13 protein-coding genes are annotated in these 14,813 nt (G+C 62.9%); 6 read left to right on the forward strand and 7 right to left on the reverse strand.

Annotation, left to right across the window (positions count from 1 at the left end):
* Nucleotides 1–29: 29 nt before the first annotated feature.
* Genes ACQ4WN_RS09625 through ACQ4WN_RS09650 form a run of 6 tightly spaced genes read right to left on the reverse strand, consistent with a single transcriptional unit; the run spans nucleotide 30 to nucleotide 6,141 of the window.
* Entirely contained in the window at nucleotides 30–1,544 is a 1,515-nt protein-coding gene (locus ACQ4WN_RS09625; RefSeq protein WP_436551331.1) for an ATP-binding response regulator, read from the reverse strand.
* Entirely contained in the window at nucleotides 1,531–3,354 is a 1,824-nt protein-coding gene (locus ACQ4WN_RS09630; protein WP_436551332.1) for an ATP-binding protein, read from the reverse strand. The genes ACQ4WN_RS09625 and ACQ4WN_RS09630 overlap by 14 nt, the downstream gene beginning before the upstream one ends.
* Nucleotides 3,351–4,445, reverse strand: a complete 1,095-nt coding sequence (locus tag ACQ4WN_RS09635; protein WP_436551333.1) for an ATP-binding SpoIIE family protein phosphatase — start codon at nucleotides 4,443–4,445, stop codon at nucleotides 3,351–3,353. The genes ACQ4WN_RS09630 and ACQ4WN_RS09635 overlap by 4 nt, the downstream gene beginning before the upstream one ends.
* Nucleotides 4,442–4,867 carry an ATP-binding protein gene (locus ACQ4WN_RS09640; protein ID WP_436551445.1) on the reverse strand — a complete coding sequence of 142 codons (426 nt, stop codon included), beginning with the start codon at nucleotides 4,865–4,867 and terminating at the stop codon, nucleotides 4,442–4,444. Before ACQ4WN_RS09640 ends, ACQ4WN_RS09635 begins: the two co-directional genes overlap by 4 nt.
* Before the next feature lie 10 nt (nucleotides 4,868–4,877).
* Entirely contained in the window at nucleotides 4,878–5,240 is a 363-nt protein-coding gene (locus ACQ4WN_RS09645; protein WP_436551334.1) for an STAS domain-containing protein, read from the reverse strand.
* 7 nt (nucleotides 5,241–5,247) lie between these two features.
* The gene (locus tag ACQ4WN_RS09650) at nucleotides 5,248–6,141 is read right to left on the reverse strand and encodes an STAS domain-containing protein (RefSeq protein WP_436551335.1); all 894 of its coding nucleotides are present in this window, start codon (nucleotides 6,139–6,141) and stop codon (nucleotides 5,248–5,250) included.
* A gap of 225 nt (nucleotides 6,142–6,366) precedes the next feature.
* Between ACQ4WN_RS09650 and ACQ4WN_RS09655 the strand changes: the two genes are divergently transcribed.
* The 4 genes from ACQ4WN_RS09655 to ACQ4WN_RS09670 all read left to right on the forward strand — a co-directional run bounded on the left by ACQ4WN_RS09655 (nucleotide 6,367) and on the right by ACQ4WN_RS09670 (nucleotide 10,029).
* Nucleotides 6,367–6,693, forward strand: coding sequence for a hemerythrin domain-containing protein (locus ACQ4WN_RS09655; RefSeq protein ID WP_436551336.1), 327 nt, complete (start codon nucleotides 6,367–6,369; stop codon nucleotides 6,691–6,693).
* 33 nt (nucleotides 6,694–6,726) lie between these two features.
* Nucleotides 6,727–7,908: an NO-inducible flavohemoprotein gene (gene hmpA / locus ACQ4WN_RS09660; protein ID WP_436551337.1), complete on the forward strand. Its 1,182-nt coding sequence runs from the start codon at nucleotides 6,727–6,729 to the stop codon at nucleotides 7,906–7,908.
* Nucleotides 7,909–8,038: 130 nt separating this feature from the next.
* Nucleotides 8,039–8,347 (forward strand): DUF485 domain-containing protein, encoded by a 309-nt coding sequence (locus tag ACQ4WN_RS09665; RefSeq protein ID WP_436551338.1) that lies wholly within the window; start codon nucleotides 8,039–8,041, stop codon nucleotides 8,345–8,347.
* Between the two features lie 14 nt (nucleotides 8,348–8,361).
* Nucleotides 8,362–10,029: a cation acetate symporter gene (locus tag ACQ4WN_RS09670; RefSeq protein ID WP_436551339.1), complete on the forward strand. Its 1,668-nt coding sequence runs from the start codon at nucleotides 8,362–8,364 to the stop codon at nucleotides 10,027–10,029.
* A 66-nt stretch (nucleotides 10,030–10,095) separates the two neighbouring features.
* Here the strand turns inward: ACQ4WN_RS09670 and ACQ4WN_RS09675 are convergent, their stop codons facing one another.
* Complete coding sequence (locus tag ACQ4WN_RS09675) at nucleotides 10,096–10,551, reverse strand: RrF2 family transcriptional regulator (RefSeq protein ID WP_219309648.1); 456 nt, start codon at nucleotides 10,549–10,551, stop codon at nucleotides 10,096–10,098.
* 355 nt (nucleotides 10,552–10,906) lie between these two features.
* Between ACQ4WN_RS09675 and ppc the strand changes: the two genes are divergently transcribed.
* Complete coding sequence (gene ppc / locus ACQ4WN_RS09680; RefSeq protein ID WP_436551340.1) at nucleotides 10,907–13,660, forward strand: phosphoenolpyruvate carboxylase; 2,754 nt, start codon at nucleotides 10,907–10,909, stop codon at nucleotides 13,658–13,660.
* A gap of 120 nt (nucleotides 13,661–13,780) precedes the next feature.
* Nucleotides 13,781–14,791, forward strand: coding sequence for a type I glyceraldehyde-3-phosphate dehydrogenase (gap, locus tag ACQ4WN_RS09685; RefSeq protein WP_436551341.1), 1,011 nt, complete (start codon nucleotides 13,781–13,783; stop codon nucleotides 14,789–14,791).
* Nucleotides 14,792–14,813: the final 22 nt, after the last annotated feature.

The raw sequence follows: 14,813 nt of genomic DNA on the forward strand, positions 1-14,813 counted from the left end.
TATCCACAAATAGCCAGCCGCAGCCCCGCTCATGGTGCGATATGCAGTCCCAGCATGGCCAACTTGCCGAAATCGACGGGCTTGGCGAAGTGCTCGTTGAACCCGGCCTGCAGGGCCGCCTGGCGGTCGTGCTCCTGGCCGTAGCCGGTCAGCGCGACGAGCAGGAATTGCTGCGGGATCGGTAACTGGCGCAGTTTGACGGCCACCTCGTAGCCGCTCATGTCGGGCAGGCCGATGTCGAGGAAGACGATGTCGGGCTTGAATTCAAGCGTGCGCTCGGTCGCTTGCGCGCCCGTGTAAGCGGTGCGCACCGTGTGGCCGTACATTTCCAGCAGTTCGGCCAGGGTGTCGGCCGCATCGCAGTTGTCGTCGACGACGAGGATGCGGTGGCTGCCGCCACTGGCCGCCTGCGGCGCTGGCGTGGCCGGCAACGGCACGTTGGCGTCGAGCGGCAGGATCACTTCGAAGGTGCTGCCCAGCCCCACGCCGGGGCTGCTCACGCTGACCTGGCCACCGTGCAAAGTCACCAGCTTGCGCACCAGCGACAGTCCGATGCCCAGGCCGTCCTGTACCCGGTCGGGCGAGTGGCCGCTCTGCTCGAACAGGCCGAAGATGCTGTCGATGCTGGCGGCGGCGATGCCGATGCCGTTGTCGCTCAGGCGTATGCGCACGTTGTCGCCCTCGCGCCCGGCGGAAATGGCGATGCGTCCGCCCGGCGCCGTGAACTTGGCCGCGTTGAGCAGCAGGTTGGCGACGATCTGCGACAGGCGCACCGCGTCGCCGCAGACCCACAGTTCTTCCTGGGGCAGGCTAACGTCCAGTGCATGGCCGCGCGCTTCGACGCTGTGCGAACTGGTTTCCAGCGCGCTGCGGATGACGCTGACCAGGCTCACGCTTTCCCATTGCAGCGAGATTTTTCCCTGCGAAATGCGCGACACGTCGAGCAGGTCGTCCACCAGCCGCACCAGGTGGTCCGTATGGCGGCCGATGGTGCGGCGCGCATTGTCCTGCATGGCCGGCACGACGGGATCGAGCTTGCACAGCAGGGCCAGCGCCGTGCGGATGGGGCCCAGCGGGTTGCGCAGTTCGTGCGCCAGGGTGGCCAGGAATTCATCCTTGCGACGGTCCACCTCGCGCAAGGCGCGCTCGACGCGGCCCAGGCGCAGCAGCGCTCTGACGTTGGCGATCAGTTCATCGGCCTCGATGGGCTCGACCAGGTAATTGTCGGCGCCGCCGTCGAGGGCGCGGATCTTGTCGGCCGTGCCGATGCAGGAGGCCGACGTCTGCAGCACCAGGATGGTGTTCGTCTCGGCGCCGCCCTTCAACTGGCGGCACACTTCCAGGCCGTTGATGTCGGGCAGCTTGACGTCGAGCAGGATCAGGTTGGGGTGGTCCTGGCGGGCGCGCAAAAGCGCGTCGCCGCCGTTCGAGGCTTCGATGACCTTGAAACCGGCGCGTTTGAGGATGCGCGACTTGGCGTAGCGGGCGCCGTCGCTGTCATCGACGTTGAGGATCAGAGCATCGCTGTTGTTATCCGGTAGCATGCGCATTGTCCCAGGTGGTTGTGCCTTGCGGCGGAACCGGCTCTTGCCGGTGGTGTGGATTGCCGATCAGCGCGCGCAGGGTCGCCAGCAATTGCTGGCGCGACAGCGGCTTGACGTAGTAGGCGTCGGCGCCCAGGGCCAGGCCCTTGCGCACGTCGTCGATCTCGGTAGCGACGATGACGGGCACCTGGCGCCGCAGCGGGTCGTTTTTCAGCTCGGCCAGCCAGTGCCAGGCCGTTTCGCCGTGCAGCAGGATGTCGAGGATGACGGCGGCAGGGCGCTGCTGTTCCCAGCGTTCCTGCGCCTCGCGCACGCTGCGCGCGGGAACGACGCGAAATTCGCTGCCGGCCAGGAATTTTTCATACAGCAGGCGGATGGGCGGATTGTCTTCCACCACCAGCACGCCGATGCGCTGGTCGTTGCCATTGTCGTTGGCCGGCGCGCTAGGCGGCAGGCTGCCTTCGGGTGCATGGTAGCTGGCGGGCAGGATGACGGAAAACAGCGACCCCTGACCCGGCGTGCTTTCCACGGACACCGTGCCATTGAGCAGGGTGGCCAGGTTGCGGCACAGGGGCAGGCCCAGGCCCGTGCCCTTGACCTTGCGCTGCATGTGGTTTTCCACCTGACTGAATTCCTCGAAGATCAGCTGCACGTCTTCGGTGGCGATGCCCAGGCCCGTGTCGGAGACGGAAAAGCGGATGGCGTCCTGCTCCGGCAAGGGCGTGGCACTGACGACGATGGCACCCGCTTCCGTGAACTTGAGGGCGTTGGCGATGAAGTTGCGCAGGATTTGCGACAGCTTGCCTTCATCCGTATGGATCTGCAGCGCCGGATCGGGGTCGATGAAAGTCAAGGTGAGCGACTCGGACACCAGCAGCGGGCGCAGCATCCCGCGCAGGGCGCTGAACAGGTCGGCCACCTGGAAGCTGTTGGCTTGCACATCGACCTTGCCCGCCTCGATCTTGGCCAGATCCAGCAAATCGTTCACCAGGTCACTCAGGCTGACGGCGCTTTGCAGGATGAACAGCACCTGCTTTTCCTGCTCCTCCGACAGTTCGCCATCGATGCGGTCGAGCAGCAGCTTGGACAGGGCGCGGATGGAGCTGAGCGGCGTGCGGAATTCATGGCTCATGTTCGACAGGAAGCGCGACTTCATCTGGTCGGCGCGGCGCAGGTGGTCGGCTTTTTCATCGAGCTCCGCGAACAGCGCCACCACGCCCCGGTTGGTGTCTTCCAGTTCGCGCGTCAGCTGCAGCAGGTCGTCCTGGCGCGTTTTCAGTTCGGCCAGGGTGCTCAGGAGTTCGCGGTTCTGCTGCTGCACTTCGGACAGCGTGATATCCGGTGGCAGCGCCTGCAAGCTGCCGGACAGGGCGCCGATGCTCTGCCCGTCGAGCAGGGGCGCGGTGCGCGGGAACAGCTTTTGCAAGGTGATGTGCGTACCGTCGCCGGGTGCGCTGTGAATGTGGCAGCGGTCCATCAGACGCTGCGCGCCCAGGATGCCCAGTCCCATGCCGGTGGGCGAGCGGTAGCTGCCGGCCAGTATCTGTTCGAGCTGCGCGATGCCGGGCCCCTGGTCTTCGATGCGGATGCTGAGCACCTGCGGCGCCGTCTGGCCATCGATGGCGAAATGCACCTTGCCGCTGCCGGCGTAGTTGTAGACATTGCGCGCCAGTTCAGACACGGCCGTGGCGATGCGCACCTGGTCCTGCACGCCGAAACCGCACAGGGCGGCGATTTGCCGCGCGCGCTGGCGTGCGCCCACCACATCGAATTCGCTGCCGATATGCGCTGTCAATATGCGTTGTGTCATGCCGCACCTGTCCCTTCTGCTGTTTCTGTGGTGGCAGCCTGGGATTGCTCATGTTCGCGCAGTACCACCACCGTGACGTCGTCGCGCCCGCGCGCAAAATCGCGGTACAGCACGGCGGCGACCAGGCTGGGGTGGCAGTGCGCCAGGCCCGGATACTGTTCCAGGTCCCAGCGCGTGTGCAGGCCGTCGCTATGCATGATCAGGGTCGTTCCCGGCTGCCACGGATAGCAGAATTCCTGCACCTTGCGCAGATTGCTGCCGACGATGCCGTTATGCGACAGCAGATGCCGGCGCTGCTGCGCATCGAAGGCGCAGGCGGCGATGTTGCCCACGCCGGCATAGCGCAATTGGCGGCGCGCGCTGTCGATATGTGCCAGCGCCAGGGCCGCGCCGCGCGTGGCGCGCAGAGCGCCGTGGGCCAGTTCGATGAAGGGGGCCGGCAGGGGCGGCAGGCCGGGTGTGTCGTGTTCCAGCAGGGCACTGGCGCATTCCGAGGCGCGCGCCGCCAGCGGGCCGTGGCCCAGGCCATCGGCCACCATCAGGCTCAGTTCATGGCCTTCGCACACCACGTTCCAGGCGTCGCCGCACACCTGCTCTGACGCCAGCGGCAGACAGACGGCGCCGATCTGCCAGTTCGGGCTGGCCGGAATGGCGCTGCTGGCGTGCTGCCCCCATACCACCATCATCAGCACCGTGCCCTTGCCAGGCGCTGTGTACAGGTCGAATTCCTGGCTCAAGCGGCGTATCGCACCCAGTCCCACGCCGTAGGTGCCGGTGGTGGAATGGCCGTCCTGCATGTGCTGTCGCACATTGGCCATGCCGGGACCATGGTCGATGGCCAGTACTTCGATGCCGCTGGTGCCGCCGCGCAGCACCTTGCGCAGCAGGATTTCTCCGCGCTGCGCGTGCTTGACGATGTTGGTGGCCGCTTCGCTGATGATGATGGCCAGCTGGCCCGTGCGCACGTCGTCAAAGCCGATGCGGCGCGCCAGTTCGGTGCCGGCGCGGCGGGCCGCAGCGATCTCGCTCGGTTCGCCGATGGGGAAACTTCTTTGCCTGGCAATGTCAGGGGCTTGCTCGATGTGGTTCAAAACAGCTTCCATTTCGCGATGGTGACAGTGGTGCCCGCGCCGGGGGCCGTGTCGATGTGAAATGCGTCGGCCAGGCGCTTGGCGCCACCCAGCCCCAGTCCCAGCCCGCCGCCGCTGGTGTAGCCATCGGTCAGCGCCAGGGAAATATTGTCGATGCCGGGACCCGCGTCGACAAAGCGCAGTTCCAGGCCCTGGCGTGCGCCATCGCTGACGCGCGCAATGCGTGCTTCGCCGCCGCCGCCGTAGCGCAGGGTGTTGCGCGCCAGCTCACTCGCCGCCGTGATGATCTTGGTCTGCTCGATCAGGCCAAAACCCATGGCGACCATGCTGTCGCGTACCTGCTTGCGCAGCCGCACGACGTCTTCATCGCTGTGCAGGGGCAGGATCTGCTGCGCTCGCTGCTGTGCCTGCGCGCCTAGCACGGCGCCCCCGTCATGCGCATGCGCCGTCCCGTTCCAGCAGCCTGATGCCCCGTTCAACGTTGAGCGCCGTACTCACGCCTTCCAGGGCCAGGCCCAGTTCCACCAGGGTGATGGCGACGGCCGGTTGCATGCCCACCACCACCGTGCGCGCGTCGAGGATTTTTGCCATCGCCGCCGTGTTGCTGATCATGCGCCCGATGAAGGAGTCGACGATGTCGAGCGCGGAAATGTCGATCAGCACGCCGGTCGCGCGGTCCGTCACGATGCGCGTGGTCAGGTCGTCCTGCAAGGTCATCGCCAGGCGGTCATGCATGTCCACCTGGATCGTCACCAGCAGTAGCCTGCCCATGCGTAAAATGGGGATTCTTTCCATAGGCGCCTCAGTGTTGTTGCTGCTGGTAAGTGATGCTGGAACCCGTGCGTTTCAGGGCCACGACGAAGGCGTCGGCCAGGGTGGCCTTGGTCATCACGTCTTCCAGATTGACGCCCAGGTGCACGATGGTTTGCGCGATCTGCGGGCGGATGCCGCTGATGATGCAGTCGGCGCCCATCAGGCGCGCGGCGGCGATGGTTTTCAATAGGTGCTGCGCCACCAGGGTGTCGACGGTGGGCACGCCCGTGATGTCGATGATGGCGATCAGCGCGCCCGTGTCGACGATCTTTTGCAGCAGGCTTTCCATCACCACCTGCGTGCGCGCGCTGTCGAGGGTTCCGATCAGGGGCAGGGCCAGCACGTTTTGCCACAGTTGCACCACGGGCGTGGAGAGTTCCAGCAATTCCTGCTGCTGGCGCAGAATCACCTGTTCGCGCGCTTTCTGGTAGATAGCGATGGTCAGCAGGCCCAGTTCGTCGAACAGTTTGCTGGTGCTGATGATGGCGTCGCCCAGCTGCTGCGGCTGCGCCGTGATTTCCTTGCGCAGGTAGGTGAATAGCGGCTCCTTCAGGGCAAACATGAAGCTGGCCGTGTCGATGGGCGAATAGCCCTGGCGCACGCGCGACTGCGATATTTCAGCGATCAGCTGGCGCGTATCGTCCCAGGCGTCGCCTTCGATGTCGAACGAGTCGCCGCTGTCCAGGGCACTGGCCAGCAGCGGCAGCAATTGCGCTGCCTGCTGGCGCAGCTCGTTTTCCGCGATCTTGTCGCGCCGCACCAGGCGGGCAATCAGGCCGGCCATCCAGCCGTCCAGCAGTTCCGCGTGGTGCTCGCTGATGATGCCGGCCAGTTGCTGCGCCTGGCCCGTGCCTGTATTGACCGTGTCCGTCTTGATTCTCATGCTCATCCTTGGCTGGAGTGGAGGGTGCGGCACGGCCGCAAACGGGCACGCGCTGTGATGAATAAATTATAGGCAGGCAGGGGCGTAGCTTGTGTTCTGTGCCGCACATAGTGGCGTAATGCGTCCATATTCCAGCTGGAAACATTCAACAATTAAAGATGTAGATAGTTTGCATGTTTAAGTCGGATCCGCTACACTGGCATCACTCAACAAGAGAAGCACGCCATGAATATCGACAAATTCAAACAGCAGCACCTGGCCATCCTGGCTTCCATCGATGACTTGCGCCAGCTGGCGCGCGGCGGTGTTGCCGCACAGGCGCAGGCCTGCGGCGTGGCCAAGGTGGCGCAGCTGGGGCGCCAGTACGAAAACGACATGCACGGCATTGCCGGCGCCTGTCTGGACTTTGCCGGCCGCTGGAATACGCCAGTGCGCCTGGCAGCGGAACCGGATGCCTTCCGCAGCGAAGCCAATACCGTGCTGCACGCGCTGACCCAGCGCATGCGGCGCGAGGACCACGAACTGTATCCCGCGGTAGAGACGCTGGCATAACACCGATTCATGACATATACACAGGAGTTTTACATGCTGACCCAAGAGCAACGCGCCATCATTACGGCCACTGTCCCCATCCTCGAACAGGGCGGTGAAGCGCTGACGCGCCACTTCTACAAGAATCTGTTCCGCGACCATCCCGAAGTGCTGCCGTACTTTAACCAGGCGCACCAGCACAGCGGCGACCAGCAGCGCGCGCTGGCCAATGGCGTGCTGATGTATGCCAAACATATCGATAAACTCGATGCGCTGGGCGACCTGGTGGCCACCATCGTCAACAAGCACGTGGCCTTGCAAATACGCGCCGAACACTATCCGCTGGTGGGGGCCAGCCTGCTGCAAGCGATCCGCGAAGTGCTGGGTGCCGAGGTGGGAAGCGACGCTGTCATCGATGCCTGGGGCGCGGCCTACGGCCAGCTGGCCGACATCCTGGCCGGCGAGGAAGGGCGCATCTACAAGGCGCAGGCGGCTGCACCCGGCGGCTGGAGCGGCGCGCGTGACTTTATCGTGCACAGCAGGACGGTGGAAAGCGGCGAGATTACGTCCTTCCTGCTGGCGCCCGCCGATGGCCAGCCCGTGCTCGACTTTGCACCCGGTCAATATATCGGCGTGCTGGCCAGCGTCGATGGCGTGCCCATGCGCCGCCAGTACTCCTTGTCCGCCGCCAGCAACGGCCAGACCTACCGCATCAGCATCAAGCGCGAAGAGGGCGGCAAGGTGTCCAATTTCTTCCATGACCACGTGCACGCGGGTGACACGGTGCAGCTGACGCCGCCCTCGGGCGATTTCGTGCTGACGGACAGCGACAAGCCGCTGGTGCTGATCAGCGGCGGCGTGGGCATCACACCGACCCTGGCCATGCTGACGGCGGCCCTGCGCGGCAAGCGTCCCGTGCATTTCATCCACGCGGCGCGTAACCAGGGCGTGCATGCGTTTCGCCAGCAGATCGACGCACTTGCCGCGCAGCACCCGCAGCTGCAGCGTTATTACTGCTATGCGGAACATGGCGGCGAGCAAGAGGCGCCGGACGCTGTCGGCTTGCTCAGTAAAGAGAACCTCGACCGCTGGCTGCCGGCCTCGCGCGACGTCGATGCCTATTTCCTGGGGCCGCAGCCGTTCATGCGGGCCGTCAAGCGCTACTTGCGCGAGCTGGGCGTGCCGGAACAGCAGACGTACCATGAGTTCTTTGGACCGGCTGCCGCATTGAATTGAATTTCTGCCTGCATTGTGTTGTCCCCGCGAGAAAAAACCGCTGCCGTAAGGGGCGGGTAAGTCTCGCTCCGTATTGTGAAGGCAAGCTCGATAAGAAAAGAGCAGGCTTTTTCATAACGGAGGCAACACCATGCATGACAATCTGGTACAAAAACTCAAGAGTGACCCCAATTATCATCGGTTGGTCAAGGTACGCTCCCGCTTCGGCTGGGCGCTGACGGGCCTGATGATGCTGGTGTACTACGGCTACATCCTGCTCATCGCCTTCAACAAGGAATTTCTTGCCACTAAAACGGGCACAGGCGTGATGACCTGGGGCATGCCGATCGGCCTGTTCGTCATCGTGTTTACCGTGGTGATCACCGGCATTTATGTGCGCCGCGCCAACAAGCAATTCGACGACCTGACCAGCGCCATCCAGGCACGGGTGCAAGCATGAACGGCGCCCCATCGATGCAACGCAAACTCACCTGCCTGGCAGCCCTGACCTTGCTGGCGAGCGCCAGCAACAGCGTGCTGGCGGCCGGCGCCGACCTGGGCCAGGCAGTCAAGCAACCGACCAACTGGACGGCGATCACCATGTTCGCCGCGTTCGTCATCTTCACCCTGTTCGTCACCAAGTGGGCGGCCGCCAAGACCAAGTCAGCCTCCGATTTCTATACGGCCGGCGGCGGCATCACGGGCTTCCAGAATGGCCTGGCCATTGCGGGCGACTATATGTCGGCCGCTTCCTTCCTCGGCATTTCCGCCGCCGTCTTCCTCAACGGCTACGATGGCTTGATCTATGCCATCGGTTTTCTCGTCGGCTGGCCCGTGATCACCTTCCTGATGGCCGAGCGCTTGCGCAACCTGGGCCGCTACACTTTTGCCGATGTGGCCGCCTACCGCTTCAAGCAGGCGCCGATCCGCATTTTCTCGGCGTCCGGCACCCTGGTCGTGGTGGCGTTTTACCTGATCGCGCAAATGGTGGGCGCAGGCCAGCTGATCAAGCTGCTGTTCGGCCTGGAATACTGGATCGCCGTCGTCCTGGTCGGTACACTGATGATGATCTACGTGCTGTTTGGCGGCATGACTGCCACCACTTGGGTGCAGATCATCAAGGCCGTGATGCTGCTGGGCGGCGCCACCTTCATGGCCGTGGCCGTGCTGGCGCAATTCAACTTCAGCCCGGAAGCGCTGTTCGCCAAGTCGGTGGACGTACATGCCACCAAGGAAGCCATCATGGGCCCTGGTTCCTTCATCAAGGACCCGATCTCGGCCATTTCCTTCGGCATGGCGTTGATGTTCGGTACGGCAGGCTTGCCGCACATCCTGATGCGTTTCTTCACGGTGCCGAGCGCCAAGGAAGCACGCAAGTCCGTGTTCTGGGCCACCACCTGGATCGCCTACTTCTACATTTTGACCTTCATCATCGGTTTTGGCGCCATTGTGCTGGTGAGTACCAATCCCGAGTTCAAGGATGCTGCCGGCAAGTTGCTGGGTGGTAACAACATGGCGGCCGTGCATCTGGCCAAGGCCGTGGGCGGTAATGTATTCCTCGGCTTCATGTCGGCGGTCGCGTTTGCCACCATCCTGGCCGTCGTGGCGGGGCTGACCCTGTCGGGCGCTTCAGCCGTATCGCACGACTTGTATGCCACCGTCATCAAGAAGGGCAAGGCTACGGGCGCCAATGAATTGAAAGTGTCGCGCGTGACGACCATCGTGCTGGGCATTATCGCCGTGGTGCTGGGTATCGCCTTTGAAAAGCAGAATATCGCCTTCATGGTCTCGCTGGCCTTCGCCATCGCCGCCTCGGCCAACTTCCCCGTGCTGTTCATGTCGGTGTTGTGGAAAGACTGCACCACGCGGGGCGCCACCATTGGCGGCTTCCTGGGCTTGACCACGGCCGTCGCGCTGACGGTGGTGTCGAAGTCCGTGTGGGTCGACGTGCTCGGTCATCCCGCGGCGCTGTTCCCGTATGCTTCGCCGGCGCTGTTCTCGATGACGGCCGGGTTCGTTGGCATCTGGCTGTTCTCGGTGCTCGACAAGAGCCCGCGCGCGCGCATCGACCGCGCCGGTTACGAAGCGCAGCAAATGCGTTCGGAAACGGGCATCGGCGCCTCTGGTGCCAGCGCGCATTGATGGCGTAGTGAGTTATTGAAGGAAACAATGCCCGGCTTGCCGGGCATTGTTGTTTTTGGCGCGCGCTTACTTCGCCACGCGCAGGGGAATCACGCCCGCCGCCAGCGCCGGCGCGCCCGGCGTCGCTTCGAGTATCGATGCCAGCGTCACCGTGTCGAGCACGGCCAGGAAGGCAGCTGTGGCCTGGCCCAGCTTGGCTTTCAGCAGGCAATCGGGTGTCAGCGGGCAAGTGTTGTTTTCCTTGTTAAAACATTCCGCCATGAAAAAATCGTTTTCCGTCTCGCGCACCACCGTGCCGATATTGATCTCGGCCGGATCGCGCGCCAGGCGCAGGCCGCCATTCCTCCCACGCACCGTTTCCACGATGCCTGACAGGCCCAGCTGGTGCACCACCTTCATCAGGTGATTCTTTGAAATGCTATGCAGGTCGGCGATGTCCTGGATGGTGACGAGGCGGTCGCGGTGCACGCCCAGATACATCAGGGTGCGCAGGGTATAGTCGGTATAGGCAGTCAGTCGCATGAGGTTCGCTTATAAAGATGTGGATTACATCCTTGTTTCAAGCCGCCAGCATACAGGAGAGTGCCTGGCCACCGCCACCGGCATGTGACTTGCGCCGTCACTTTTCAGCTGGGAAAGACAAATTTGGTTGCCTTTCGCTTAAATGCGTAGTAAATTTTCATATTGTTGTGCTGGCAAACAGCTTGCAAGCCCTTTGCTGCCCTTTTGACGTGGATTTTATTGATGAAAATCAAGAGTGTGGTGAGACAATAAGGTAAATTTACTACAAAATGGATGATGGGCGTTTCCCGAGCCGGGGAGCGCGTACTACGCAATCTGTGCGGAGCCGCCGTGGCCGCCCCAGGAAATGAATACCATGCAAATGAATGAAGTGAAAGACGAGCTGCTGAGCAGCGATATCCGCCAGCTGGGCCGTCTGCTGGGCGACGCCATCCGCAACCACCTGGGCGACCCCGCCTTCGAGCGCATCGAGCATGTGCGCCAGCTGGCCATTCGTTTCCGCCGCGACAATGATGAAGTGGCGCGCGCGCAGCTGTCGGACGCGCTGCAAGCGCTGTCGCAGGAAGAAACCACGCAATTGACGCGCGCTTTCAGCTATTTCTCGCTGCTGGCCAACATTGCAGAGGACCAACACCACATCCGCCGCACGCGCGCCCATTTGATCGCCGGTTCGCCGCCGCGCCAGGGTAGCCTCAGCCATGCCGTCGGCAATGTGTTCGACGCGGGCAAGGCCGATGCGCTGGAAACGTTCTTTGAAGATGCGTTTGTCAGCCCCGTCTTCACGGCGCATCCGACGGAAGTGCAGCGCAAGAGCATCCAGAATTGCCAGATGGCCATCGCGCGCCTGTTGAGCGAGCGCGACCGCGTGCAAATGACGCCGGAAGAGGCCGAGCAAAACGAAGAAGCGTTGGGCCGTGGCATCGTCACACTGTGGCAGACGCGGTTGTTGCGCACCAGCAAACTGTCCGTCATGGATGAGGTGGCCAATGGCCTGTCGTTCTACGATCACACCATCCTGCGCGAATTGCCGAAACTGTATTCCTCGCTGGAAACCATGCTGGCCCAGCGCGATGCCCGCTGGGAAGATGCGGAATTGCCCAATTTCATGAAGGTCGGCAGCTGGATCGGCGGCGACCGCGACGGCAACCCCTTCGTCACGGCCGACATCCTGCGCAGCACGCTGCAGACGCAGGCCGACAAGGTGCTGGACTTTTACCTCGGTGAATTGCGCAAGCTCGCTTCGCAACTGTCCTTGGCACAAATACTCAATGCATGCAGCGAGCCGCTGCGCGCGCTGGCCGAGCGCTCGGCCGATGCGTCACCGCACCGGGTCGACGAGCCGTACCGCCGCGCCCTGCATGGCATCCATGCGCGCCTGGATGCCACGCGCGTGGTTCTTTCTGGCAAGGGCAAGCAAGCCGAAGGCGTGCAGCCTTACGCTGCCGCGTTGGAATTGCTGGCCGACCTGGACGTGGTCCAGCATTCGCTCGTCAGCAATGGCTTGCGCGCGCTCGCGCGTGGCCGGCTGCGCCAGCTGCGCCGCGCCGTCAAGGTGTTCGGCTTCTCGCTGGCACCGCTCGATCTGCGCCAGAACTCCGACGTGCACGAGCGCGTCGTGGACGAACTGTTCGCCGGTGCCCAGCCGGGCCTCGTGTATCTGGACCTCGATGAAGAGCAGCGCATCGCCGTGCTGCTGGCCGAACTGGAATCGCCGCGCCTGCTGACCTCGCCGTATGCGCAATACTCCGAGGAAACCACGTCCGAACTCGACATCTTCCGCGCCGTGCGTGAAGCCCATGTCAAATATGGCCGTGAATCGGTGCCGAACTGCATCATTTCGAAGGCAGCCAGTGTCTCGGATTTGCTGGAAGTGGCCTTGTTGCTGAAAGAAGTGGGCTTGCTGCGCCAGGATAGCCGCGAAGTGGACGTCAACATCATTCCCCTGTTCGAAACGATCGACGACTTGCGCGCCGGCCCCGCCATCATGGCGCGCGCCTTCGGCCTGCCGTTCTACCGTGGCTTGCTGGCGTCGCGCACTGACCAGCAGGAAGTCATGCTCGGCTATTCGGACAGCAACAAGGACGGCGGCTTCTTGACCTCCGGCTGGGAACTCTACAAGGCCGAGATCGAACTGGTGACGGTCTTCAAGCAATACCAGATCAAGCTGCGTCTGTTCCATGGCCGCGGCGGTTCCGTCGGACGTGGCGGCGGCCCCAGCTACGAAGCCATCCTGGCCCAGCCGGCCGGTGCCGTGCAGGGACAGATCCGCCTGACGGAGCAGGGCGAAGTCATCACGGCCAAGTATGCGAACCCGGAAGTAGGGCGCCGCAACCTGGAAGTGCTGGTGGCTGCCACCATTCAGTCGACCCTGCTGCCGCAGGCGCAGCTGCAGCCGAAGGCCTCGGCCGGCGCGGGCCACCTGGCGGCCATGGAAGAGCTGTCCGGCACGGCTTTGAACGCTTACCGCGACCTGGTCTACGGCACGCAAGGCTTCGAACAGTATTTCTGGGAATCGACAGTGATCGCGGAAATTGCCGCGCTCAATATCGGCAGCCGTCCCGCCTCGCGCAAGAAATCCACGTCCATCGAGGATTTGCGCGCCATTCCCTGGGTCTTGAGCTGGGCACAATGTCGCTTGATGCTGCCGGGCTGGTTCGGTTTTGGTTCCGCCGTGCAAGCCTACCTGGCCGCCCATCCGGCCGATGGCGCCGACGTGCTGCGCGGCATGTACACGGATTGGCCATTCTTTACCTCCTTGCTGTCGAACATGGATATGGTCCTGGCAAAGAGCGATATCGCCATTGCCGGCAAGTATGCGGAACTGGTCAAGGACAAGGCCTTGCGCGAGGCCATCTTTACACGCATCCGCGCCGAATACGCGGCCACGCTGGACGCCTTGAAGCTGATTACGGGCCAGGAAGAGTTGCAGCAAGCCAACCCGCTGATGCAGCGCTCGATACGCAACCGCTTCCCGTATATCGACCCGCTCAATCACGTGCAGGTGGAGCTGTTGAAACGCTTCCGTGAGGGCAAGCAAGATGCGGCGGCGCGTACGGGCATCCATTTGTCGATCAACGGCATCGCGGCGGGGTTAAGGAACAGTGGTTAATTGTTAGGGTCAGTCACTGCGTGATCGGAATGCGCCCCACTGGGGCGTATTCCCCCGCCGGGTTTGACCCCAGCAGTTGTGTTTGGGCTGGTTTTGAGTAAAAAACAACAAGGAGACAGCATGACCATCAAAGTTGCCATCAATGGCTATGGCCGCATCGGCCGCAATGTCTTGCGCGCGTTTTATGAAGGCGGCAAGCAGCAGGATATCGAAATCGTCGCCATCAACGACCTGGGCGATGCCAAGTCAAATGCGCATTTGACGCGCTACGACACGGTGCACGGCAAGTTTCCCGGCGTCGTCACCATCGATGGCGACAACATGATCGTCAATGGCGACCGCATCCGCGTCTTCGCGCAGCGCGACCCGGCCCTGATACCGTGGGGCGAACTGGGCGTGGACGTGGTGCTCGAATGCACGGGTTTCTTTACCACCAAGGAAAAAGCCTCGGCCCACCTGAAGGGGGGAGCAAAGAAAGTCATCATTTCCGCGCCGGGTGGCAAGGATGTGGACGCGACCATCGTGTTTGGCGTCAACCAGCACGTGCTGAAGGCATCGGATACGGTCATCTCGAACGCTTCGTGCACGACGAATTGCCTCGCGCCACTGGTCAAACCGCTCAATGACGCCATTGGCATCGAATCGGGCCTGATGACCACCGTGCACGCCTACACGAACGACCAGGTACTCTCCGACGTGATGCATGAAGACTTGCGCCGCGCCCGCTCGGCCACGCATTCGATGATCCCTACCAAGACGGGCGCGGCGGCGGCTGTCGGTCTGGTCTTGCCGGAACTGAATGGCAAGCTGGACGGTTTCGCCATCCGCGTGCCGACGATTAACGTCTCGCTGGTCGACCTGTCTTTCATCGCCAAGCGCGACACGACGGTGGTCGAAGTCAATGCCTTGCTGAAAACGGCGTCGGAAGGCGCGCTGAAAGGCATCCTCACATACCAGACGGAACCGCTCGTTTCCATCGACTTCAACCACAACCCGGCTTCGTCGAACTTCGATTCGACCCTGACCAAGGTTTCGGGCCGCCTCGTGAAAGTGTCGTCGTGGTACGACAACGAGTGGGGCTTCTCGAACCGCATGCTCGACACCACGGTTGCCCTGATGGCGGCCAAGTAAGAACGTAGTACCGCTGATCCAG

Origin of the sequence: Janthinobacterium pasteuri, assembly GCF_051380775.1 — a bacterium.
Taxonomy (GTDB): domain Bacteria; phylum Pseudomonadota; class Gammaproteobacteria; order Burkholderiales; family Burkholderiaceae_D; genus Janthinobacterium.

Excerpts from the sequence above, each read along its gene's own strand:
- ACQ4WN_RS09665 (WP_436551338.1), top strand. The coding sequence starts at position 8,039 with ATGCATGACAATCTGGTACAAAAACTCAAGAGTGACCCCAATTATCAT.
- ACQ4WN_RS09675 (WP_219309648.1), bottom strand. The coding sequence starts at position 10,551 with ATGCGACTGACTGCCTATACCGACTATACCCTGCGCACCCTGATGTAT.
- ACQ4WN_RS09630 (WP_436551332.1), bottom strand. The coding sequence starts at position 3,354 with ATGACACAACGCATATTGACAGCGCATATCGGCAGCGAATTCGATGTG.
- ppc (WP_436551340.1), top strand. The coding sequence starts at position 10,907 with ATGCAAATGAATGAAGTGAAAGACGAGCTGCTGAGCAGCGATATCCGC.
- hmpA (WP_436551337.1), top strand. The coding sequence starts at position 6,727 with ATGCTGACCCAAGAGCAACGCGCCATCATTACGGCCACTGTCCCCATC.
- gap (WP_436551341.1), top strand. The coding sequence starts at position 13,781 with ATGACCATCAAAGTTGCCATCAATGGCTATGGCCGCATCGGCCGCAAT.
- ACQ4WN_RS09650 (WP_436551335.1), bottom strand. The coding sequence starts at position 6,141 with ATGAGAATCAAGACGGACACGGTCAATACAGGCACGGGCCAGGCGCAG.
- ACQ4WN_RS09670 (WP_436551339.1), top strand. The coding sequence starts at position 8,362 with ATGCAACGCAAACTCACCTGCCTGGCAGCCCTGACCTTGCTGGCGAGC.
- ACQ4WN_RS09645 (WP_436551334.1), bottom strand. The coding sequence starts at position 5,240 with ATGGAAAGAATCCCCATTTTACGCATGGGCAGGCTACTGCTGGTGACG.
- ACQ4WN_RS09655 (WP_436551336.1), top strand. The coding sequence starts at position 6,367 with ATGAATATCGACAAATTCAAACAGCAGCACCTGGCCATCCTGGCTTCC.
- ACQ4WN_RS09625 (WP_436551331.1), bottom strand. The coding sequence starts at position 1,544 with ATGCTACCGGATAACAACAGCGATGCTCTGATCCTCAACGTCGATGAC.